This is a genomic window from Streptomyces sp. WM4235 (assembly GCF_001279725.1).
Classification (GTDB): Bacteria; Actinomycetota; Actinomycetes; order Streptomycetales; family Streptomycetaceae; genus Streptomyces.
In genome coordinates this window covers 1-23078 of the sequence record NZ_LGDE01000444.1, presented here as the reverse complement: position 1 = coordinate 23078, position 23078 = coordinate 1, and the positions used below count along the sequence as shown (strand labels likewise).

Sequence of the window (23078 nt, the reverse complement as noted above, 5' to 3'; positions counted from 1 at the left end):
GGCGATCTCGTCCCAGTGCGCCGCGAGGGCGGCGGCGGTGGCGTGCTGGAAGACGGCGCGGATGGAGACCTCGACGCCGAGCTCGTTGCGGATCCGGCCGATGAGGCGGGTCGCGAGCAGGGAGTTGCCGCCGAGGGCGAAGAAGTCGTCGTCAACGCCGACGTGTTCGCGTCCCAGGACGGCCGTGAACAGCCGGGTCAGCCTGCTTTCGCGGGCGTCGCCCGGTGCGCGCCGGGGCGTGGCGGGCGCGGGCAGTCCTCGGGTGTCCAGGCGTCCGGTGGCGGTCAGCGGCAACCGGTCGAGCAACTGCACGGTGCCGGGCACCAGGTGCCGCGGGAGCAGGCCCGCGACGTGGCCGCGCAGTTCCTCGCCGGTGACGGCGGCTCGCTCGCGCAGCACGGCGTACGCGGCGGGGGCGGGGCCGCGGGCCGGGTCCGCGGGAGGCACGGCGGCCGCCGCCACGACATCGGGGTGGGCCAGCAGGACGGCCCGTACGGCCCGGTGACCGGTCCCGGGGTCTCCGGTCCCCGCCCGCGGCACGCCGCCGTCGACACCGGCGCGGACGCTCAGCCCGGTGCGGTACATGCGGGATCCGGGCGGCCCGTACGGGTCGGCGACGTACCGGGCGGCGGTCGGCACGGTGGCGTGGGCCCCGCCCTGGGCGCGCACCCCGGTCAGGTAGAGCTCGCCGGTCGCACCGGGATCGGCCGGGGCGAGCGAAGGGGTGAGGACCCGGGCCGGACCGGTGCCGGCGGGGCCGGCGGGTGGTGCGTCCGCGCCTGCGTGGACCTCGATGGTCCGGTCTGCCAGGAGGGCTCGGAGGAGGTCGGCCGCGGGGGTGTCCGGGCCGGCGGACAGGGGCTCCGTGGCGGGGGTGGTCGGGGGTGCCGCAGGGTCGTCGGTCGCGGCCGCGAGCGCGGCGTGTGTGAGGACGGTCGCGTACGGGCGGGCCGCGGCGTCCGGGGCGTAGGTCAGGAGGGCCGGCCACGCGGGGTGGTGGACGGGCCAGGCGGGGCGTACGACGGAACCGGCGGCGGGCGCGTCCTTGAGGAGGTCCTGCCCTGGCTCCACCGGGATCTCAGGCAGGTCGCCCCACGGACGGTGGCCGGTCGCCGCCGCGGTGACGACGGCGACGGGGCGGGCCTCGCGGAGCACCGCCGTGGTCCAGGCGGCGGGGTCCGCGGGGTCGAGCGGCAGGGCGCAGCCTCCCGCGGTGAGCACTGCCAGCAGTGCCACGGCCCGTTCGGCCGGGTCGGTGCAGGCCACGGCGACGACGTCGGCCGGTGCGACGCCGGTGGCGCGCAGTGCGGCGGCGAGACGGCCGGCGCGGTCCGGCAGCCGGCCCGCGGTGGTCGTCCCCCGGGCGGTGACGAGCGCCGGGGCGTCGGCATCGCGGGCGGCCCGGGCCTCGTGGTCCGGGAGGGCACGGACCGTCGGGTCCGGCAGGGCCGGGGCAGGGGCGGCGGTCCGCGTGCGGGGACCGTCGGGTGCGGGGGCCACCGCGGCGGCGATCGTGACGCGCGGGTCGGCGGCGAACGCCCGCAGCACACGCGTCAGTCGGTCGCCGATCTGGGCCGCTCGGTCCCGGTCGAGGGAGCCGTGCCGGTACTGGAGGCGCAGGCGCGGCACCGGGTCCTGGTCGGCCATCACCACGAGCGGGTAGTGGGAGCCGGCGATGTTGCGGAACGTCGGCTCGGACAGTCCGGCCGCGGCGGCCGACCGGGCGATGGCGGCGCGGTCGAAGGGATGGGACTGGTAGACGACCAGGGTGTCGAAGAGGACCTTCAGTCCGGTGGCCTCGTGGAGGTCGGCGAGGGCGCAGTCGTGGTGGTCCAGCAGAGCGGCCTGGTCGTCCTGCACCCGGGCGGCGACGTCGGCGAACGGCTCACCGGGGGTGACGCGGACCCGTACCGGCAGGGTGTTGATGAACAGCCCGACGGTGGAGTCGACACCCTCCAGGCCGGGCGGGCGGCCGGAGACGGTGGTGCCGAACAGCACGTCGGTGCGGCCGGTCAGTTCGGTGAGGACCGCGGCCCAGGCCGCCTGGAGCACGCTGTTGGGGGTGGTGCCGCAGGCGGCGGCCCGGCGGGTCAGGGCCTCGGCCTCGGCCGCGTTCAGGGGCAGCTCCAGCTCGCCGAACCCGGTGGCGTCGCCGTCGGTACCGCTGGTGGCGCCGCTGTCGGGGGCGATCAGGGTGGCGGCGTCCACCCCCTCCAGCGAGGCGGTGTACGCGGCCGCGGAAGCGGTGGCGTCACTCCGGCCGAGCAGGGCGAGGAATCCGGCGAAGGAGGGCGCCGCGACGGGGGCCGGGGCACCCGCGGTGGCGGCGTACAGGTCCAACAGGTCGCGCATCAGCAGCGGTTCGGACCAGCCGTCGAAGAGGACGTGGTGGGCGGTGAGGACGACCTCGGTCCGCTCGGCGGCCGCGTCGCCTGCCCCCGGGCCGCCGCCGTCGCCGTCCCCGTCCCCGTCCCCGGGAACGATGCGGGCGAGGGTCATCCGCAGCAGCGGGGGCGTCGCCGTGTCGAAGGGCACGGCCCGGTCGGCGGCGAGGAAGTCCTCGAACCCCGCCGCGGACAGCCGGACCTCCCGCCAGGGAAGTTCCGTGCCGTCGACGACCAGTTGGACGGTGTCGCCCTCGGCGTCGGCCGCGTAGACGGTGCGCAGCCCGGTGTGCCGGTCCAGGAGGGCCTGGCCGGCCCGGCGCATCCGGGCGGCGTCGACCGCGCCGGTGAACCCGAACACGAGCTGCACCTGGTAGGTGTCGGCGTCGGCGCCGGCCAGCCCGGAGTGGTGCAGGAGCCCGGCTTGGGTGGTGGTCGGCGGCCACACGTCGGCGAGGCCGGGGTACTGCTTCTCCCAGGCCTCGATCTCGGTCTGGGACACCTTCAGGAGTGGGAGGTCCGAAGGGGTCAGACCGCCCGCGCCGGGGGTGGCGGTGTGCCGGGCCAGCGCCTCCAGGGCGTCTTGCCAGAGCCCGGCGAGTTCGCCCACCTCGGCGGTGGAGAGCACGCCCGCGGGCGCCCCGAAGACGGCGCCCAGCCGGGGCCCGCCGGGTGTGTCGGCGACCATCGCGTTGACGTCCAGCTCGCACAGGGCGGGCATGGCCGGGTCGTGTCCGGCGTCGAGTTCGGCGAACTCGGTGTACTCGGCCACCTCGGGGGTCTGCGTCCAGCCCAGGCCGCGCAGTTCCTCGGGCATGTCGGCGGCGGAGAACCGACCGAGGTAGTTGAAGCCGACCTGGCCCAGTCCGTACGGGGCCAGGACCGGGCCGGTGTCCGGGTTGAGGTGGCGCAGAAGGCCGTAGCCGAGGCCCTTGCCGGGCAGTGCGGCCAGTTGCTCCTTGACCATCTTGACGACGGAACCGGCCGCGGGGCCGCCGCGGAACGCGTCGTCGAGGTCGGCGCCGGCGAGGTCCAACCGTACGGGGAAGACGCTGGTGAACCAGCCGACGGTACGGGAGAGGTCGGCTCCGGGGACGGCGTCCTCCTCGCGGCCGTGGCCTTCCAGGCGCAGCAGCGTCGAGGGCTCGGCCACGCCCCGGGCGCGGCGCCACGCGGAGACCGCCATGGCCAGCGCGGCGAGGAGCACGTCGTTGACACCGCCGTGGAAGGCGGCCGGAACCGTGGTCAGCAGCGGCGCCGTCACCTCGGCGGAGAGCCGTACGCGCACCTTGCCGACGGTGGGGCGCACGTCCACGGCCGGATCCAGGCGGCGGGCGCCGAGAACCGGGTCGGGGCCGTCCACGACGGCGCGCCACCGCGGCAGTTCGGCCACCCGCTCGGGGCGCAGGGCCTCTTCGGTCAGGGCGTGGGCCCAGCGCCGGGCGGAGGTCACCGGCGTGGCCAGTTCGGGTCGGCGGCCCGCGCGGACCTGCTTCCAGGCGGCGGCGAGGTCGGGGAGCAGGATCTTCCAGGAGACCCCGTCGATCACCAGGTGGTGGATGCCGACCAGCAGTCGTCCCGGCCCGGACGGCGGGCGGAACCGGACGAAGGCGACGACCCGCCCCGCCGCGGGGTCCAGCCGGCCTGCCAGCGCGTCGAGTTCGCGGGCGAGCAGGTCGCGCCAGGCCCCGCCGGAGTACACGCCGTCGTGGTCGACGGTACGGATCAGGGCGGCGGCGTCCACGGTGTCGGGCGGCGCGACGAACATCCCGTCGGCCGTCAGGCGGGCCCGCAGCAGGTCGTGCCGGTCGAGGACGGCGGCGAGGGTCGCGGCCAGGCCGTCCTCGTCGATGTCCTCGGGCAGGTCGAGGACGACCGCCTGGAGCAGCCGGCCGAAGCCGGGGGCGTGGTCGCCGATCCAGTGCGCGACCGGCATCAGCGGCATGGGGCCGCTGCCCCCGCCGTCGAGTTCGGGAAGCACGGGGCGCGTCCGGGGGTCGACCGAGCCCGCGGCCGCGGCGAGCGCGGCCACGGTCCGGCGGCGGAACACCTCGCGGGAGGTGACTTCGACGCCCAGGGCCCGGGCCCGGGCCACGACCTGGATCGACTGGATGCTGTCGCCGCCCAGGGTGAGGAAGTCGTCGTCGATGCCGATCCCGGGGTGGTCCAAGACCTCGGCGAAGACCGCGGCCAGGACCTCCTCGTGCGGGGTGCGCGGCGCCCGGTAGGGGGAGCCGCCGGTGGGCCCGGGGGCGGGCAGCGCGGCCCGGTCGAGCTTGCCGTTCGCCGTCAGGGGCAGCCGCTCCAGCAGCACGATCGCGGCGGGCACCATGTAGGCGGGCAGGCGCTGTGCCACGTCCCGAACGAGGTCGGTGGCGAGGTCGGTGGAACCGGGTTCGCCGAGGTCGCCGGTCCTCCCGGCCGCGCCGGGCGGGGGCGGGCCGACGGCCGGGGCGGCGGCACGGTGCCCGTCGGTGACGTCGCCGGTGTCGGCCGCGGCGCGCCGCCGGGCGGGGACCACGTACCCGACGAGCTGCCGGGCCGTGCCCGTGCCGTGCTCGCGCGCGACGACGGCGGCGTGGGCGACGTCCGGGTGCGCCAGCAGCGCCGCCTCGATCTCGCCGGGTTCGATGCGGAAGCCGCGGATCTTGACCTGGGTGTCGGCGCGGCCCTGGTAGAGGAGGTCTCCGTCGGTGTCGACGGTGACCAGGTCGCCGGTGCGGTACATGCGCCCGCCGGGGGGGCCGAAGGGGTCGGCCGTGAACCGGCCGGCGGTGAGCGAGGGACGGTTCAGGTAGCCGCGGGCGACGCCGGCGCCGGCGACGTAGAGCTCGCCCAGGGCGCCGGGGGCGACGGGGCGCAGGGCCTCGTCCAGGACGCGGGCGTGCAGGGTGTCCAGGGGTCTGCCGATCGGCACCTGGCTTCCGGCCTCGGACGCAGGGCGACGGGCGATGCGGTGGCTGGTGGCGAAGACGGTGGTCTCGGTCGGGCCGTAGCCGTTGACGAAGGTGATGTCCGGGCAGGCGGCCATGGCCCGTTCCACGGACCGAGGCGAGACCCGGTCGCCTCCCACCCAGACCTCGCGCAGCCCGGCCAGGGCGTGGACGTCCTCCTCCACCAGCACGTCGAACAGGGCGCTGGTCAGCCAGATCGCGGTGATGCCCTGGCGGGCCACGACGGCGGCCAGGGCGTCGGGGGTGAGGTCGGGGGCCGGACTCACCACGACCCGGCCACCGTTGAGGAGGGGGACCCACAGTTCGTAGACGGAGGCGTCGAAGGCCGGCGGGGAGTGCAGGAGCACCCTCGCGTGGGCGCCGCCGCGGAAGCGGCTGTCACCGGCCAGTGCCACCACGTCCCGGTCGGTGACGCCGATGCCCTTGGGCGTCCCGGTCGAGCCGGACGTGTAGATCACGTACGTGAGGCCGGCGGGGTGCCGGCGCCGGGCGGCGGCGCCGCCTCGGTCTCCCGTGCCGCCCGGGTCCGCCGCCTTCCCCGGGCCGTCGGCGCGGAGGAGTTCCGGCAGGGTCAGGGAGGGCGGGCGCCGCCGGGCCGTGTCCGCCGGCAGCACCGGGCGCGCGTCCTCCAGCAGCAGCACCGGCCGCGCGTCGCCCAGCATGAACTCGACCCGCTCGGCCGGGTAGTCGGGATCGAGCGGCAGGTAGGCGCCGCCGGCCTTGAGGATGCCCAGCAGTGCGACGACCGTGTCGGCGGAACGGGGCAGGCACACGCCGACCAGTGACTCCGGTCCGACGCCGCGCGCGGTCAGCGCCGCGGCCACGTGCCCGGCCCGCTCGTCGAGTTCGCGGTACGTCAGGTGCGCGTCGCCGCCGACCACGGCGACGGCTTCGGGCGTCAGGCGGGCCTGCCGCTCGAACAGGGCCGGGACCGTCGGGTCGGGGAGCGGTCCGGTCCCGTCGGCGACCACCTCCGGCGAGCGGCCCGACTCCAACGGATCATGCACAGCCATCACCCCATGCGAACGGTTTCGATCGGACAGTTCGGTCTTCGAGCAGCCACCGCGGCTCGTCCGCCGGGCGGGCGGTGGGCCCCGGACGTACCGCCCGGACATCGCGGGGCGCCTCGTCAGATCGGGGAACTGCCCACACCTTCACTTCTGGATCCGGCCGGGTCAAGCGGTCGCCGGGGCGGGTGCCGCGGCGGGTGCGTCCCGTCGACAGGACACTTCGATCGGCTGTCGACAGGACACCTCGATCGGCTTACGGTGAAGCGGCCGGACGCCTCCGGGACCTTCCGCGACAGCGTCGGCCGACCTGGGGTGCGCCCCGGGCGACGGGCCGGCGGGCACCGTGCGACGTCGCACGGTGCGGCGCGTACGCGCCGCTCGCGCCTGCCCGACCGGCGGACCACACCACCTGCCCGGGGGCACCGCGCCCCGGTACCCGTCGGGGACCGGCGCGTCCGGGGCGCCGTGGCCGGGGCGCCGCGTCCTGGCGCCGTGTCCGGACCGGTCCGTCGTCCTGCCCGGCCCGCCGCCCGCGGTCCGGCCTTCCACATGCCCGAAACGAACGGGGAGCTCATGCCGTCACAGCCGTTTCCGTTGGTCTGTCTGCCCTTCGCCGGCAGCGGCGCGGGGTTCTACCGTGCCTGGGTGCCCGACGCCCTGCCGGCCGTCCGGGTCATTCCGGTACAGCTGCCGGGGCGCGAGGAGCTGTTCCTGGAGGAGCCGTTCACCGACGCCATCGACGCCGCCGCCGCCCTGGTCCCGCGGATCGACGAACTCACCTCCGGGTACGAGGAATTCGGCATCTTCGGACACAGCCTGGGCGCGGTCCTCGGCTACGAGGTGGCCCGCGGGCTCCAAGAGCTCGGCCGGCCCGGTCCGGCGCGCCTCTTCGTCAGCGGCTCGCCGGGGCCGTTCAACGGCCGCGACGCGCGGGCCACGGGCCTGAGCGACGAGGAGTTCCTGCTGCGGGTCCAGGAGTTCGCCGGGTACCGGCACGCGGCGTTCGACGACCCCGATCTGCGGGAGCTGCTGCTGCCCTTGCTGCGCGCCGACGTCGCGATGCACGAGAACTACAAGCCGTCCTCGGACGTGCCGCTCCGGATCCCGGTCACGGCGCTGCGCGGCGCGACCGACGAACTGGTGTCCGCCGAGCACGCCCGCCAGTGGGCGCAGGTCACCGAGGCGGAGTTCCGGTACGCCGAACTGCCCGGCGGGCACATGTACCTGGCGGACTCCACCGCGGCCCTGCTGCGCACCGTCACCGGGAGCTGATCCGGCGTGGGTACCGGGACGGGGTTGCTGGAGGGCAAGACCGCGGTGATCACGGGCGCGGCCCGCGGGATCGGCAGGGAGTGCGCGGTCCGGTTCGCGCGGGAGGGGGCCGACGTCGCGCTGTTCGACATCGCGGGCGACCTGCCCGCCGTGGGCTACCCGCTCGGCAGCCCTGAGCAGTTGGAGCACACGGCCGCGCTGTGCGAGCGGGCCGGGGCCGCGGTGGTCACGGCGCGGGTGGACGTGCGCGATCCGGTCCGGGTCCGGGAGGCCGTCACGGAGGTGCTGGAGCGGTTCCACGCAGTGGACGTCCTGGTCAACAACGCGGGGATCGCCGCACCTTCGGGTCTGGTGTTGGACGAGATCGACGAGGCCGACTGGGCCCTGATGCTGGACGTCGACCTGACCGGCGCCTGGCGAATGATCAAAGCGCTGGCTCCGGTGATGGTGAAACAGCGGTCCGGGAGCATCGTCAACGTCGCCTCCACCGCGGGACTCGTCGGGTACCGGCACTTCAGCGGGTACGTCGCCGCCAAGCACGGCCTCGTCGGACTGACGAAGGCGGCGGCGCTCGACTACGCCCCGCACCGGGTGCGGGTCAACGCGCTCTGCCCGGGTTCGGTGCGCGACAACCCGCTGGTCGAGGGCCGGATGCTGGCCGAGATCGCCCGTTCGCTGGACGTGCCCGCCGGCCAGTACGAGGAGATCTTCCTTCGCGACCAGCCGATGAACGCGTTCGTGGAGACCTCCGACGTCGCGGGCGCGGCCACCTGGCTCGCCGGCGACGACACACGACAGGTCACCGGCTCGGTGATCACCGTGGACGGAGGGTTCACGAGCAGGTGAGCACCCCGGCGCAGGCGTTCAGCCATCCCACCGCTCCGACCCCGGCAGGAGACCCGATCATGGTGACACCGACCGCACCCCCGCACCCGGCGGTCCTGGCCGCGGAGCGACCCCGCCCCGCGGACGCGGAGCCCGGGACCCCGCCCCTCTGGGACGCGATCCTGCCCTCGGGCCGACCGCTGTCCGCCCGGGGTCGGGACTGTCACGCGCTGGTCGTGCCGCTGCCGGCCCCGGCGGACGCCGCCGCACTGCGCCGACGCCTGGCCGACACGGCACCTTCGCCGGTCAACGGCGGCGCCGGGGAGGGCATCCGCCTGTGGGAGACGGCCGTGCCGGCCCCCGCGGAGGGGGCGGTCGCGCGGGAGCGGCTGCACCGCGAGGCGCTGCGCCCGGTCCGGGCCGGGCTCTCCCCGGTACGCGCCACGCTGCTGAGCCACACCGACGGCACGGCGCACCTGGTCCTCGTCGCGGAACGGTCCGCCGTGCCGGCGACCGCGCTGCGCCGACTGGCGGACGTGGCGACCGGGCGGGCGCGCCCCCCGGCCGACGGGCGTACCGGCGCGGCGCGCGGCGCCGGCCGAGCCGACGGCACCGCCGCCGTCGCCGTCGCCGGTGCGGGCGTCGTACCCGGCGCGGCGGCCACGGTTGTCGGGGAATCCACCGGTGCCGCGACGGACGTCCCCTCCCCCGCCGGTACGGCCCGCGGGGGCCGCCGGCCGCACGTCGACTGGGGGCTCGGCGACCCGGGCCGGCACGGCGTGACCAGCGCCCGCGCCCTGGCCCTGCCCCGCGGCGCCCTGGACTCGGGCCTGCTGCTCGCCGCCGTGGCCCTGACGCTCACGCGGTACACCGGCGAGCCCGAAGCGGAGGTGGGCCTGCTGGACACCCGGCGGGACGGCGACGGGTTGGCCGTCCTTCGGATCGGCCCGGTGGACGAGGACGCGGGTGCGCCCGCGCTGTCGGCCGCCGCCCGGGCCGCCGACGTCGAGGCGCTGCCCGCGGTGGGGGTGGTGGTGGCCACCGCCGCCGAGGAGTCCGGCGCCCACCTGCCCGCGCTGGCGCCGGTCTTTCCGCTCGCCCTGCACTGCGCACAGGGCACGGACGGCACCGTGCGGGCGTCCGCCTGGTACGACGAGGGCGTGTTCGCCCCCGAGGTCGTGGAGCACTTCTGCGCCGCGGTGGAACGCGCCGCGGGCCGGCTCGCGACGGACGACGACCGCCCCCTGACGGCACTGCCCCTGCTGGCACCGTCGGAGGCGGCGGAAGTGCTGCGGCGCGGCGGCCTCGGAACCCCGGTGCCCGCCGGCGGGGAACGCCCGGGGACGGACGGCCGGGCGCGCCCGGCCGCGCCGCGGATCGACCGGCGCTTCGAGGAAGTGGCGCGCCGCTCGCCGGACTCCGTCGCCGTCACGGACGGCACCACGACACTGACGTATCGCCAACTACAGGATCGGGCCGACGCGATCGCCGCCGGGCTGTGGGCCCGCGGCGTCTCCCCCGGCAGCCTGGTGGGCGTCTGCCTCGACCGCGGTACGCCGCTCGTCGCGGCGTTGCTGGGCATCCTGCGGGCGGGCTGCGCGTACGTCCCCATGGACTTCCGGTACCCACAGGACCGGTTGCGGTACACCGTCGAGGACGCGGGGGTCCCGGTCGTGATCGGCGATCCCGGTCACCTTCCGGCCGTACCCGGCGTCCAGGTGGCCGATGTCGAGGACCTGGCCCGCACGCCGCTCCCGCCCTCCCCGCGAGCCGCTTCCACGTCCGGGGCGGACGGGGCGGACGGGGCGGACGACGCCGCGTACGTGATCTACACCTCGGGTTCGACCGGCCGCCCCAAGGGGGTCGTCATCCCGCACCGCAACGTCACCGCGCTGCTCGACGCCACTTCCGCCGACTTCGCGCTGGGCCCGGACGACGTGTGGACCCTCTTCCACTCCACCGCCTTCGACTTCTCGGTGTGGGAGATGTGGGGTTGCCTGCTGACCGGGGGCCGACTGGTCGTCGTCCCGTACTGGACCACGCGCGACACGGAGGAGTTCCACCGGCTGCTGGCCGAGGAGCGGGTCACCGTGCTCAACCAGACCCCGTCCGCCTTCACCCCGCTCGTGCGTACCGACCGGTCCGCGGGCCGGGACCTGGCGGTCAGGCTGCTGATCTTCGGTGGCGAGCCGCTGGACGTACGGGTCCTGGGGCCGTGGTTCGCCCGCCACTCCCCCGCCCTCTGCCGGGTGGTGAACATGTTCGGCATCACCGAGACCACCGTTCACGTCACCGCGCAGTCCGTCACCCCCGCCGAACTCGCGGCCGGGTCCCGGTCGGTGGGCCATGCCCTGCCGGGCTGGTCGCTGTCGGTCCGCGACGCGCGCGGCCGGCTGCTGCCGCCGGGGGCGGCGGGCGAGATCCACGTCGGCGGGGCGGGCCTGGCCCACGGCTACCTGGGCCGCGCGGAGCTGACGGCGCAGCGCTTCGTCACCGATCCGGTCACCGGGGAACGTCTCTACCGCAGCGGCGACAAGGGCCGGTTGCACCCCGACGGCCGACTCGACCACCTCGGCAGGCTGGACAACCAGGTCAAGGTCCGCGGGCACCGGATCGAGCTGGACGAGATCCGGTCCGTACTCGCCGCGGCCCCCGGCGTGGACGCCGCGCTCGTCGTGGTCGCCCAGGATCCGCCCGGGGAGCCGGCGGACGGTCCGGGAGGCGGTCCGGCGGGTGGTCCGGGAGGCGGTCCGGGAGGCGGTCCGGCGGGCGGTCCTGGGGGCGGTCCTGGGGGCGCGAGGATCGACGCGTACGTGGTCCTCGCCGAGGAGCACGACAACGCGACCGCTCCGCGCGGGCTGCTCGACGAAGCCCGCCGCATCCTGCCCGAGTACATGGTCCCCTCGACGCTCACCGTCCTGCCCGCCATCCCCCTGACCGCCAACGGCAAGCCCGATGTCGCCCGACTCCCCGCGCCCGCCGCGGCCGGAGCGGCCGGAGCGGCAGCGGCGGCCGGAGCGGCAGCACGGGCGAGCGGCGTCGGATCCGGCTCGGCGAGGAACCCGGCCGACGACCCCACGACCGGCGCACCCGGCGCGGACTCCCCCGGCCAGGGAGGTGGTGTGGCGAAGGTGGTGCTGGAGGTCTGGAGCGCGTGCCTGCGCCGCGAGGTGACCCCGGAGGACAACTTCTTCGAGCTCGGCGGCAACTCGCTCCTGGTCGTGCACGCGCTCGGCGCCCTGCGCGAGCGGGGTCTGCCCCGCGTGACGGTCCGCGACTTCTACACCCACTCCACCGCGGCCCTGTTCGTCACGTTCGTCGAGGGACTGGTCGGCGGCACGGACGACGCCGCACGGCCCGGGGTGCCGGCGTAGCCCGGCGCTCGGCCGACCCGGCCGCCCGGGCCGGGCGACTTGCACGTCGCCCCACGTCAGCGTGAGGATGACGCCATGGAACTCATGCGCTATGTCGACGATCTGCGGCAGGAACTGGTGACCGCCGCGGAGGCGGGCGACGCGCAGACGCGCGAAGTCGCCGAACGGCTGGTCGCGCCGCTGAACTCCGCCGTCCGGCTGGTCCTGCTCGACGCCCTGTCGGCGGCCGCGGACGAGATCACCCGGGAGCTCGCCCCGGGCTCCGTCGAGGTCCGGCTGCGTGGCCTCGACCCGCGTTTCGTCGTCACCCTCCCGCCGTCCGAGGATCCGGCCGGGGGCCCCGCCGCGCAGCCGCTCGACGTCGCACTGCCGCCACTGCCCGTCGGCAGCGCCGCGAAGGACGGCGCCACTTCCCGCATCAACTTCCGTCCGCCCGAGCAGCTGAAGGCCAGGATCGAGGAGGCGGCCGGCCGGGAGGGCCTGTCGGTCAACGCCTGGCTCGTCCGGGCGGCTTCGGGGATGCTCGGCCACGAGGAGCCGGGCCGCCGCCCCGAACCGCGCGCGCCACACGGCGGCCAGAGCTACACGGGCTGGGTGAAGTGACCCCGCGGCCCCCGGCGCCGCCCGCGCGGGACTGACCGGTCCGGTCGTGTGCGCCGCGCGGGCCGCGGAGCGTGCGGGGCACCGCCCTCCCTCCGCGCGAGGCGCACACCCCGTCCGCGTGAGCGCACACCCTCCCTCCGCGTGAGGCGCACGCCCCACCGCCGCCGGGCCGACGCCGCACGCCCCCCGTCCGCGTGAGCGCACGCCCCACCACCCCCGGGCCGACGCCCCTTCGCGCACGCTCCGCGCTCCGCGCGCCCCGCACGCCGTCCCGGCCGTGGTCGGCCGCGGCCCTTCCTTGCCCTCCAGCCCTCCCCCTGTGGCGGAATCCGATCTTCCGGATGACTGGATCGGCTTGCCCCGGAGGCGGAATCCGAGCATCCGTATCCACGGCCGCCCTACCCGCGCGGCGAGGGCCGGCACCGGCCCGACGACTGTGTCCGGCCGACGGGCACGTTCCTTGAACATTGCGACGGTGGCGGGTTCTACTGGAACGGTCTTTCGGGCGCGTCCTCGAGGTCCGCTCGATATCGAGGGCAACAGCCTGCCGGAAGCTGCCAAGTCGGGGGAGGACTTGTGGTCAGGGCGTACGCGGCGACGAAGAGACCGACGCATGACCGCGGCCGGCGGGCGGCGGGGCGGCGCCGCGCCCCGGACACCGCGCCCCGGACACCCCGCGCCTGACGCACGGGGCCACGCCCCTCGTCCCGCCCCCGGGGCCCGCGACCGGAATCCGGGGCGCGCGGGAATCATCGGGCCTCGGTCCGTCTTCAAGCCGTTGACGGGAACGGCACCCGGCCGGTCCCCGAGGCAGCACGCGCCCTCCACCGATGCCCCACCCCGATACGAGCACCCCGCCCTGCCCTGATGGGGGCCGGCCGTGCTCCGACGCCATGCACGCCACATCCACACGGGAGGATCTAAGGATGAACGAGTCCGCCGACAGAGACGGATCCAAGGTCGCGCACTTCGGCAAGCGTTCGGAGACCGTGCCGTGCCAGCGAAGAGCGGAGGGCTCCGCACCCCGCAGCCAGGTACTCACGACGAACGTGGGTCTGCGGATACCGGCCGGACTGACCTTCGACGACTGGGAACGGGCCGGACGCCAGCTTTCCGGCATCGTGAACTCCTCGTCCTGGTGGCTCGGTGACTGGCTGGTGTACGGCAAGGACCACTACACCGACCGCTACCAGCGCGGCCTCCGGGCCGCGGGCCTGCAGTACCAGACGCTCCGCAACTACGCGTGGGTGTCCAGGCGCTTCGACTTACGACGGCGCCGGGCGGCGCTCACCTTCCAGCATCACGCGGAGCTGGCGTCCCTGTCCGCGGAGGAACAGGAGACGTGGCTGGATCGGGCCGAGCAGATGGAGTGGACGACCAAGCAGCTGCGCAACGCCGTCCGGCTCGGACGCCGGGAGGGGATCGGCGCGCACAAGCCGGCCGAGCCGACGCGACAACTGGCCCTGCCCGGCCATCGGATCCAGTGGTGGCACCGGGCGGCCGCACGGTCGGGCATCGACTTCGAGCAGTGGGTGCTCGCCACCCTCGACCGGGCCGCGGAGCGGACACTGGAGGAGGAGGAACGTGCGGGCCTCAGTGCGTGACCCGCACCACCGCCGGGGCGAACGGCCCGGTAGCCCGGTAGCCCCAGGCGTGGCACCAGCCCCAGAAGCACCATTGAGACACAGGTCTCGCAGCAGCCGGACGGTTTCCGGTGGCCGGCGCACCACGTGGTGGTGTTGACCAGGCCGCGGGGCAGCCGCCGGGCAGTTGACGCAGGCGCTCGGCCGGGGGTTCCCGGCCGAGCGTTTCGCGTGGGCACCGGTCGAGCCGGCCGGCTACGCGTCCAGGTGCTCGGGGTCGTGGACACACCGCTCGGCGCCTTTGTCGAGGTACTGCCGCGGCAGACCGTTCGTGTTCTCGTCGGAGCCGCGCCGCCGGCTGCCGCGGCGGGGTCGCAGAAGCGGGTACCGGATCTCGAAGTCCCTCGCACCCCGTCAACCGGAGTGTGGCGGCAACCACGGGAACCCGACCTCGGGGTACGGGCCCTGGCCCCGGCGGCCCGCCGTCACGCGAGCCGGTCCATGAGCGCCGCGGTCTCGCGGTGCCGGCCGCAGTCCCGGCGGCCGAAGTCCCGCCGGACGCGGTCACGGACCTCCGGCTCCTGTTCCTGACTCAGTTTGAACATGCCGTCGGCTCCCGACACCGTCAGGCGGAACGCGCCGACGCCGGGCAGGATCTGGCGGAAATACCCGAGGGATTCCTCCATGTCCCAGTCGGCTCCGAAATCCTTCTCGAATGCCCGCACGGTGCTCTTCACGACGTGAAGGGTTTCCTCGGTGTCCTCGATCTTCACGATGCTGCCGCGCACATGGACCGAGGTGAAATTCCAAGTGGGCGCCGCCGGGGACCTTTCGTAAACGGTGGGTGATACATAGGCGTGCGGGCCGGTGAACGCAAGCAGCGCCGAATCACCGGTCTCCATGGCGCGCCAGTGGGGATTGGCCCTGTTCATGTGCCCGAGCAGAATCGTGCCGGAAAGGTCCGGCGCCCACGGACCGTCGGCGTCCGGATCGGGTATGACCGGCAGGTGCGTGGCGAACGGGGCATCCTGGCCTGCCGAGTTGGCGACCATGAGGGCGAGGGGGTTGTTTCTGATCAGATCGACCATCCACGAGGTTTCCGGCTGGCGATAGAAAGCGGGTACGAACACGGGGAAGAACCGTCCCTTCGGTGGCCCTGCGGTGCGAAGTCGGCGCGCCCACGGGTATTCGGGATTCGCATTCCGGGTGGGCGGAGCCCGATCAGGAATGCCATTTGACCGCTGTCCCGTCGACGGGACAAGAGTTCTGGCCCCGGGGCGCGTCCGAATGCGGCCGGAAAGACGTGGAATCCCGGATTGCCGTCGCAGGCACGGGGACTCGGCGCAGCGAGGCTCCGCGCGCGGCCTCACCGAGGGCGGAGCGGCACGGCCTCGCCGAGGTGCGATGCGGTGGTGGCACGGCCTCGCCGAGGTGCGGTGCGGTGCGGTGCGGTGCGGTGACGGATCGTCCGCCGCGGCACCCGTGGACGGCGACCACGCCTGCACCGACATCACATCAGGCGATGGCGCCACGAGTGGCGTCATTCCGCACCCCGCCTCCTCGCCAAATACCGCATGACGTAACAGCAAATGCCCTTCAAAACACGACATTTCAGCCACACGCCCTACCCGGCGCGATCCGGCCAAGTCGCCGGATGGCGCCCACAGGCCCTGGAATGGCGTCACCGATGTGCCATCATGACGTCATGGACCTCACGCCGTATGTCGAGCACCTCCGACGCGAGCTTGCGGCCGTCGCCGAGGCGGGTGACGACACCCGCGCGCTGGCGGATCGGCTCGCCGCCCCGCTGGACTCGGCGACCAGGCTGGTCCTGCTCAACGCCCTGTCCGAAGCCATGAGTCAGGTCAGCCGTGAGCTGGCCCCCGGCTCCGTGGTCCTGCGGCTCGACGGCCTGGCACCGGAGTTCGTGGTGACCCCTCCGGCCCCGGACACCGGCCGGACCGGGCCCCGCGGGTCCCGGCGCCCGGCCGTGCCCGCTCCCGAGGACCCGCGCGGTCACATCCGGCTCCGGTTCGCCGACGCGCCCGCGTACGAATCGGCGGTCGCGGCCTTCGGCCCGGTGCCGCGGGACGACGACGCCCTGGCCCTCTATGTCCCCACCGACGGCGGCATCCACGCGATCCGGTCCGTCCTGGACGTACTGGACCGCGCGTCGATCGAAGCCGAGACCCTCACCGTGCACACCCCGGACCTGGACAACGTCTTCCGGGCCCTCACCGGCGGCCCGCCGGCCGGCGCCCCGGGCCCGCCACCCGCACGGGACGTGCCGGACGACGGCACGTGAGCCCCCACACCCTCCACGACCCCCACGATCCGTCGCCCCACACCCCCGGCCCACCGCTTGCCCGGCACGTCCGGTTAGGAGCTCTTTCGCTGTGGCTACAGTCCTGTACAAACTCGGCCGCCTGGCCTTCCGCCGCAGGGGCCTCACCCTCCTGCTGTGGATGCTGGTCTTCGCGGGCGGGGTGCTCGCCGCCGCTTCCGCCCCGCCCCTCCCCTCCGACACGTTCACCATGCCGGGTACGGAGACCCAGAAGGCCTACGACCTCCTCAAGGAGAAGTTTCCCGACATCAGCACCGACGGCGCCAAGGCCCGGGTCGTGGTGAGGGCGCCGGCCGGCGCCAAACTCGCCGACCCGGCGCAGAAGGCGAAGGTCGACGCACTCGTCGCCGACCTCACCCGCTCGCCCGAAGTCGTCAGCGTCGTCGACCCGTTCCGGGGTCAGGCCGTCAGCAAGGACGGCACCACCGGGTACGCGTCCGTCGCCTACGAGGTCGGGGCGACCAGCATCAGCCCGGAGACTCACGCCGCGCTCACCAAGGCCGTGTCCGACGCCCGCGCGAGCGGCCTGACGGTGGAGATGGGCGGCGACGCGGTGCCGCCGTCCCAGTCGATGGGGTCGGGCGAGGTCATCGGGCTCACCGTCGCCGCCTTGGTCCTGCTCGCCACCTTCGGCTCCCTGGTGGCGGCCGGCATGCCGCTGCTGACCGCACTGCTGGGCGTCGGCGTGGGCATCTGCGGCATCGTCGCTCTGGGCAGCGCCCTCGGTCTGTCCTCCACCACCTCGACCCTCGCGCTGATGCTCGGCCTCGCCGTGGGCATCGACTACGCCCTGTTCGTCATCTCCCGCTACCGCGCGGAGATCGGCGACGGGCGGGAGCGGGAGGAGGCCGCGGGCAGGGCCGTGGGCACCGCCGGTTCGGCCGTCGTCTTCGCGGGCCTGACCGTGATCGTGGCCCTCGCCGGCCTCGCCGTCGTCGACATCCCGCTGCTGACCAAGATGGGCCTGGCCGGCGCCGGCACCGTCCTCGTCGCCGTCCTGGTCGCCGTCACCCTCGTGCCCGCGCTCCTCGGGTTCGCCCCGATCAAGGTGCTGCGCCGCCGGGACCGCGCCCAGCACTACGGCAAGCCCGCCTCGGCGCGCACACTGCGCAAGGCCGAGAAGCGGGCGGGCCGGGCGGACGGCAACCTCGCGGTGCGCTGGGCCGGCCTGGTGCTTCGGCGGCCGGTCGCGGTGCTCCTGATCGGTGTGGTCGGGCTCGGCGCCGTCGCCGTCCCCGCCGCGGGCCTGGAACTCGGGCTCCCGTCCGAGGGCACGATGGCCGTCGAGACAACCCAGCGCAAGGCCTACGACCTGGTCACCGAGTCGTTCGGGCCCGGCTCCAACGGCCCCCTGATGGTGACGGTGGAGGCCGACGACGCGGCGGCCGTCGCGGTGACCGTCGGCGAGCGACTCGCCCGCCAGGACGGCGTGGTCTCGGTGAGCCCGCCGCAGGCCAACAAGGCGGGCGACACCGCGATCGTCAACGTGGTCCCGGCCACCGGCCCCGCCGACCTGAAGACCGAGGACCTGGTCCGCTCCCTGCGCGAGGCCGCCCACGAGATCGAGGGAGACACCGCAGGGCGTGTCCTGGTAGCCGGACAGACGGCGATGTTCATCGACTTCTCCGAGACCCTGGACAAGGCGCTCGTGCCGTACCTCGCCCTGGTCGTCGGGCTGGCGTTCGTGCTGCTGATGCTGGTCTTCCGGTCCGTCCTGGTGCCGCTCAAGGCCGCGTTGGGCTTCCTGCTGTCGGTCGCCGCCGCCCTCGGTGCGGTCGTGGCGGTGTTCCAGTGGGGCTGGTTGGCGGACGTCTTCGGGGTGGACGAGCCCGGTCCCGTGATGAGCACGATGCCGATCTTCATGATCGGTGTGGTCTTCGGCCTGGCGATGGACTACGAGGTGTTCCTGGTGACCCGGATGCGGGAGGCGTACACCCACGGGGCCTCCACGCGGGAGGCCGTGGTGACAGGGTTCCGGTACGGCGGCCGGGTGGTGGCCGCCGCGGCGCTCATCATGATCAGCGTGTTCTCGGGCTTCATCCTGCAGGACAACGACTTCATCCAGATGATCGGTTTCGGGCTGGCGGTCGCGGTGCTGTTCGACGCGTTCGTCGTCAGGATGGCGATCGTGCCGGCGCTGTTCGCCCTACTGGATGACCGGGCGTGGTGGATCCCCCGCTGGCTCGACCGGGTCCTGCCCGACATGGACGTGGAGGGGGCCCGGCTGTCACCGACCGGCCCGGCCGCAACGGTCCCGCCCGGCAGGCGTACCGAGTCGGCCGGCGTCCGCCCCGACCGGCAGGCGTGACCGGGGAGGGACCGCCCGACGGACCGGCGCCCGGACGGTCCCTCCAGCCGCTGCCTGGGCCGCCCCGGCCCCGGCGGGGTCCTGGCCCGGCGCGATTCCGGGACGCCTCCCGTGGCATCTCGACAGCAGCCACCTGACGCGCCGCCTGAAAGGCCGTCGCCGAGAAGCCGCCGAGAAGCCGTCTGACAAGCGGAGGGGTGTCCGCACGCGTGCGGACACCCCTCTCAGATGCCCTCCCGGTCCCCGTCGGGTCTCCGATCCATGTCGAGTTGATCAACGGAATCGCGAAGAGCGCACCGTAGACCAGCCCGACCCACTGGGGAACGACGGCCGGCAGAGCACCGCCAAGGCTCCCGCAACCGCCACGCCGACACCCGTCGCCGGTCGCCAAGGTGGCCGTCAGAACGAACCGCGGCGCGCTCAACTACCCTATCCCTGGCGCAAGTTCAACCACGGGTACTCCTGCCGAGACGACCCTCGGCCCTGGCTGGGGACGGGTTCCGACGACAGTCGGTGATCAGCACAACCCGGATTCTTGACGGAAAAGGGCGGCGCTGTCAGACGCTCCCCGCCCCGCGCCAGTTGGTCGCTGTGGCGGGAAGTGGGCTGTCTCCAGGGTTCATTCATGGCAGACGAGAATGAGGCGGTTCGGGCGCCTCGGGGGAAGTCGGGGTGGTCGACGTAGGGTGACGCGAGGTCGAGCAGGTCGTCGCACGGCCAGGGGTCACCGTCGAACTGACAGTCGTCGCGGTCGTCCCACGGTGGTTCCGGCTCCCCCACGGCCGGACTGAGGACGTGGCGGGCCAGGATGCGGCGCTTGGCCTCGACCTCACGCCGAATGCGGGCCGGGTCGTGCAGGGCCACATGTGCGGCAATCGTGGGGTGGAAGCCCGAGAGCTCCACCTGACAGAAGTCGACCGTGTGCCCCCGGGCAGACCACCGCCCGCATCCGTCACCGCCGCAGCAGCGAGCCAGGCCGGCCTCCTCATCCAGCCGCGCCTCGAGGAACGTCACCAGGTCTTCGCTCACAAAGCCATCCTCGCCCGTGGGCCGGGCTTCGTCACCTCTCGAAGAACGATCGGCAACACCATCCCCCGGGTCCTTGGAATCGCATTTCTAGGTCATCTGACCTAGAGTGTGGCGCATGATCACCGAACTGAGCGACGAGCTGTACCCCGACCCTTCCGGCCCCGTCCTGATCACCGGCGGATACGGCACCGTGGGCGCCGAGATCGCCCGCATCCTGGCCGTGGACACCCCGACCCTGCTCACCGGCCGCAACCCCGACCGCGGCAGGGCGCTGGCCGCCGAGGTCGGGGCCGAGGTGCGCGCCTGGGATCTGGCGGACCCCGCGCCCTTCCGGGCGGGCGTTCGCGCCGTCATCAGCTCGGTCAACGATCCGGAGGACCGGGTGCTTCACGCCGCCGCGGCGGCAGGCGTGCCCTATGTCGACATCACCCGGTGGACCGGCCGCCTGCAGCGGGCGGTCACGGTCGCCGCCCTGCTCCGGCCGACAGCGCCGGTGTTGCTGTCGTCCGCCTGGATGGGCGGGGTCAGCAGCCTGGTGGCAGCGGTGCTTGCCGAGGAGCTGGGCGGCGCCGAGCAGGTCGAGATCGCCGTCCGGTGGGACATGGCCGACCGGGCCGGAGCCGATTCCGTCGAGTTCATGGACCGACTGGGCGTGGCGTTCGAGGTCGTGGACGGCGGGAGGCGCCGGCTCGCCTCTCCGATGACCGAGTCCCGCACGGTACGCATCGGTGGAACGCCCTTGCGTGTGGCGCGCATCGACACCCCGGAACAGTTCACCCTGCCGCTGACTCTCGGTACCACCACCGCGGCCACCCGCATCGGGTTCAGTTCCCCCGCCGCGACCCGCGCGATCCTCGCTCTTCGCGGCACGGGATTCTTCCGCTGGGCCGGCGGAGAACGCTGGGCTCCGGCGCGTCGGGCCCTGCTCCACTCGCCGGGCGAGGGCGGAACGGCCCGACTGCGCGTGGACGTCACCCACCGCGGACGTACCCGTACCGCGACCGTCACCGACCCGCTCGGCCAACACCACCTGACGGCGGTCGGGGCCGTCGTGGGTCTGCGTCGCGTCCTCGGCACCGACGGCTCCCCCGCGCCCCGGGGCCTGGTCTTCCCCGAGCAGCATCCGGATCCGGCCCGCGCGGTCGAGTTGCTCGTCGGGCACGGTGTCGGCATCGTCTTCGACGAGGACGACTCGTTCGGTACGGGCCACGGCCGGGCCGGAAAGCGGGCCGCCGCGTGAGCACCGTACCCGGGCCCACGCCCAAGGGCCGGCAGCGGCGTACGGCTCTCCTCGACGCGGCCGAGCGCGTTCTCACCTCTTCCGGAGGGTCCGAACTGACCCTGCGGGCAGTCGCCGAGGAGGCCGGCGTCCGGCTGGGTCACCTCCAGTACTACTTCCCCGCCCGTGCCGCCCTCCTGTCGGCGCTCCTCGAACGCGTCCTCTCCTCGTCCCTGGAACGGGTCACCGCCCTCACCGTCGCCCCCACGCACGGCAGCGGGTACGAAGCCCTGCTCGACAGCCTCCTCTCCGACCACGACGACCCGCGCCTGGTACGGCTGTTCACCGAGGTGTGGGCGCTGGCCGCGCACGACGACGAGGCGGCCTCGGCGGTCCGCGCGTTCTACGACCAGTACGTCACGCACGTGGCCGCGTTCCTCCGGGACCGGGCACCGGGCTTGACCGTGGCCGAAGCACACCACAGGGCCGAGGTGTTCGTCATGCTCATGGAGGGGTCAGCCCTGTTCCGCTCCGGCATCACCGGCCGCCGCACGGCCGGCACCGACGCCCGCCTGCGCGAGACGGTGCTCGCCCTGCTCGAAGGCGATGTCCGTCCCTGATCATCGCTCGGGCGGCGGCCGATCCCGGCGGCCCCCACCCACCCGCGCCCGCGGACGGCACGGCTGGGCGAAAAAATCCCGACCACCTGCGGGTCGAAGTCCGCCGGCAGCAGCCGAGCCGGCTCCAGACGGCTCTCGTGGTCGACCAGCCCACGCGTCGTCGCCGACGCGTACTCCCCGGGATGACGCCTGTAGGTTGAGCCGCTCCGTTGGCAGTGAGTCCTGCTGAGACTCTGGATTCCATGTTGCGTCAGCAGTGGGCCGATCGGCTGATCTTCAGCAATCGTGTGGCCCGCCGGGACAGGCCATTGGACTGAGGTCCGGTGCAAGGAGCCGGAGAGTCTGTCCCGCCTCCCCGGGGGCGTCGCCGAGCTCATCAGGCTGCTCGCGCGGCGACGCCCGACGGTTGCGGCGGTCAGGCCGTGTTGGAACGGGTCGAGGTGATCACGACGGATGTGTAGGGCATGGTGGCGTGTCCGCCGAGCTTGTCGATCGCGGTTCCGGCGCTGTCCAGGACCTCCGCCATTTTGTCTGCGGGAAGTTGGGTGAGGCCGCCGAAGGTGGGGAGTTGGCCGAGCCACTCCTCTCGGGAGTAGGTGCGCTCCCAGGCGAAGCGCCACTGTTCCGGCTCACTGAAGCTGCCGGTCTGCCGGATCCCGTCGGCGATCTTCGCGAACAGTGGCTGGTAGACGTCCACGGCCGATCCTCTCAGCAGGCCGGGGTTGAACGGGGAATCGGGGGCGACCCGTTGGAGTGCTTCGGCGAGGGCGTCGATCACCTCGGCCGGGAGCTGGGGGACGTGGTGGAAGGGAGCGAGCCGGTCGCCGGGCCGGAGCACCTGGGCCGTCTTGGCCGCGCCGGCGACGGGGTCCACCCAGTGCCAGGCGGTGCCGGCGATGACCGCGTCGAACTGCCGCCCGGCCGACTGCCAGTCCTCGAACCTGGCGACCTCGACCTCGACACCGCTGCGTCGCGCGAAGGCGGCCATCCGCTCGTCGGGCTCGACACCGAGCACCGTGCATCCGGCCGCCTGGAATTGCCGGGCCTCGATACCGGTCCCGGCTCCGACGTCGAGGACGCGCCGACCCGGGCTTGCCGCGACGATCTGTCCACCAGGGCCTCGGGATACGGCGGTCGGGCGCGGTCGTAGCGTTCGGCGTCCACGCCGAACGACTCGGCTGTCTGCCGGTGGCGGTGGGGCTCGGGCCCGGACTTGTCCGGCTGTCCCCGCGATAAAGTGGGCATGCGCCCACATTAATGGGCGGTTGCCCACTTATTAAGGCGGGGCGGCGCGGAAAGGGAGACAATGAGCCTTTTCCAACCTGACCGTGATGCTGGGGTGTTGTGGGTTCAGGGCTGTACGGAACGACGAAGCTCCTGGTAGACGGGTTCTCGGCCAAGATCACCCGTGTCTGTCAGGAGCTTCGCGTGCTTGTCTACCCGTCCTCGATCGATCTGTCCAGCAGCACCCTGCGGCATCTGACGCGACAGCTCACCGCGAGGCGCCGGGAGCTCGGTACACGGTGGCGGCGACTGACCGCCGGCCGCCAGGC

11 protein-coding genes and 4 pseudogenes are annotated in these 23078 nt (G+C 74.0%); 10 read left to right on the top strand and 5 right to left on the bottom strand.

Features of this window, described 5'->3' with window-relative positions:
* Window positions 1-27: 27 nt before the first annotated feature.
* Window positions 28-6246: pseudogene (locus ADK55_RS29845) on the bottom strand (amino acid adenylation domain-containing protein); the annotation flags it as partial.
* Between the two features lie 651 nt (window positions 6247-6897).
* Between ADK55_RS29845 and ADK55_RS29840 the strand changes: the two are divergent.
* From ADK55_RS29840 to ADK55_RS29820, 5 genes are all read left to right on the top strand, one after another.
* Window positions 6898-7620: a thioesterase II family protein gene (locus ADK55_RS29840; RefSeq protein WP_324611208.1), complete on the top strand. Its 723-nt coding sequence runs from the start codon at window positions 6898-6900 to the stop codon at window positions 7618-7620.
* A 6-nt stretch (window positions 7621-7626) separates the two neighbouring features.
* Window positions 7627-8466, top strand: coding sequence for an SDR family oxidoreductase (locus tag ADK55_RS29835; protein ID WP_063839654.1), 840 nt, complete (start codon window positions 7627-7629; stop codon window positions 8464-8466).
* 59 nt (window positions 8467-8525) lie between these two features.
* Entirely contained in the window at window positions 8526-11819 is a 3294-nt protein-coding gene (locus ADK55_RS29830; protein WP_078999566.1) for a non-ribosomal peptide synthetase, read from the top strand.
* A gap of 75 nt (window positions 11820-11894) precedes the next feature.
* The gene (locus tag ADK55_RS29825; protein ID WP_053683044.1) at window positions 11895-12422 is read left to right on the top strand and encodes a hypothetical protein; all 528 of its coding nucleotides are present in this window, start codon (window positions 11895-11897) and stop codon (window positions 12420-12422) included.
* A 926-nt stretch (window positions 12423-13348) separates the two neighbouring features.
* Window positions 13349-14026 carry an LmbU family transcriptional regulator gene (locus ADK55_RS29820; RefSeq protein WP_078999564.1) on the top strand — a complete coding sequence of 226 codons (678 nt, stop codon included), beginning with the start codon at window positions 13349-13351 and terminating at the stop codon, window positions 14024-14026.
* Window positions 14027-14189: 163 nt separating this feature from the next.
* Here the strand turns inward: ADK55_RS29820 and ADK55_RS41075 are convergent.
* Together ADK55_RS41075 and ADK55_RS40215 are read right to left on the bottom strand one after the other, a co-directional pair.
* A pseudogene (locus tag ADK55_RS41075) lies at window positions 14190-14385 on the bottom strand (IS30 family transposase); the annotation flags it as partial.
* A 105-nt stretch (window positions 14386-14490) separates the two neighbouring features.
* Window positions 14491-15135, bottom strand: coding sequence for an FMN-binding negative transcriptional regulator (locus ADK55_RS40215; RefSeq protein ID WP_234350312.1), 645 nt, complete (start codon window positions 15133-15135; stop codon window positions 14491-14493).
* A 575-nt stretch (window positions 15136-15710) separates the two neighbouring features.
* On the opposite strand from ADK55_RS40215, the gene ADK55_RS40210 reads away from it, so the two are divergent.
* Both ADK55_RS40210 and ADK55_RS29805 read left to right on the top strand, forming a co-directional pair.
* Window positions 15711-16310 carry a hypothetical protein gene (locus ADK55_RS40210; protein ID WP_234350311.1) on the top strand — a complete coding sequence of 200 codons (600 nt, stop codon included), beginning with the start codon at window positions 15711-15713 and terminating at the stop codon, window positions 16308-16310.
* A gap of 91 nt (window positions 16311-16401) precedes the next feature.
* Complete coding sequence (locus tag ADK55_RS29805) at window positions 16402-18657, top strand: MMPL family transporter (RefSeq protein WP_053683040.1); 2256 nt, start codon at window positions 16402-16404, stop codon at window positions 18655-18657.
* 429 nt (window positions 18658-19086) lie between these two features.
* Here the strand turns inward: ADK55_RS29805 and ADK55_RS40205 are convergent, their stop codons facing one another.
* Window positions 19087-19686, bottom strand: a complete 600-nt coding sequence (locus tag ADK55_RS40205; RefSeq protein WP_234350310.1) for a DUF6221 family protein — start codon at window positions 19684-19686, stop codon at window positions 19087-19089.
* Between the two features lie 115 nt (window positions 19687-19801).
* Between ADK55_RS40205 and ADK55_RS29795 the strand changes: the two genes are divergently transcribed.
* Together ADK55_RS29795 and ADK55_RS29790 are read left to right on the top strand one after the other, a co-directional pair.
* On the top strand, window positions 19802-20926 hold the full coding sequence (locus ADK55_RS29795; protein ID WP_078999569.1) for a saccharopine dehydrogenase: 1125 nt from the start codon (window positions 19802-19804) through the stop codon (window positions 20924-20926).
* Window positions 20923-21525, top strand: a complete 603-nt coding sequence (locus ADK55_RS29790; RefSeq protein WP_053683039.1) for a TetR/AcrR family transcriptional regulator — start codon at window positions 20923-20925, stop codon at window positions 21523-21525. Before ADK55_RS29795 ends, ADK55_RS29790 begins: the two co-directional genes overlap by 4 nt.
* A 415-nt stretch (window positions 21526-21940) precedes the next feature.
* On the opposite strand, the pseudogene ADK55_RS29785 reads toward ADK55_RS29790, so the two are convergent.
* Window positions 21941-22770: pseudogene (locus ADK55_RS29785) on the bottom strand (class I SAM-dependent methyltransferase).
* A gap of 183 nt (window positions 22771-22953) precedes the next feature.
* Here ADK55_RS29785 and ADK55_RS38070 point away from each other — a divergent pair.
* Window positions 22954-23078: pseudogene (locus ADK55_RS38070) on the top strand (IS5/IS1182 family transposase); the annotation flags it as partial.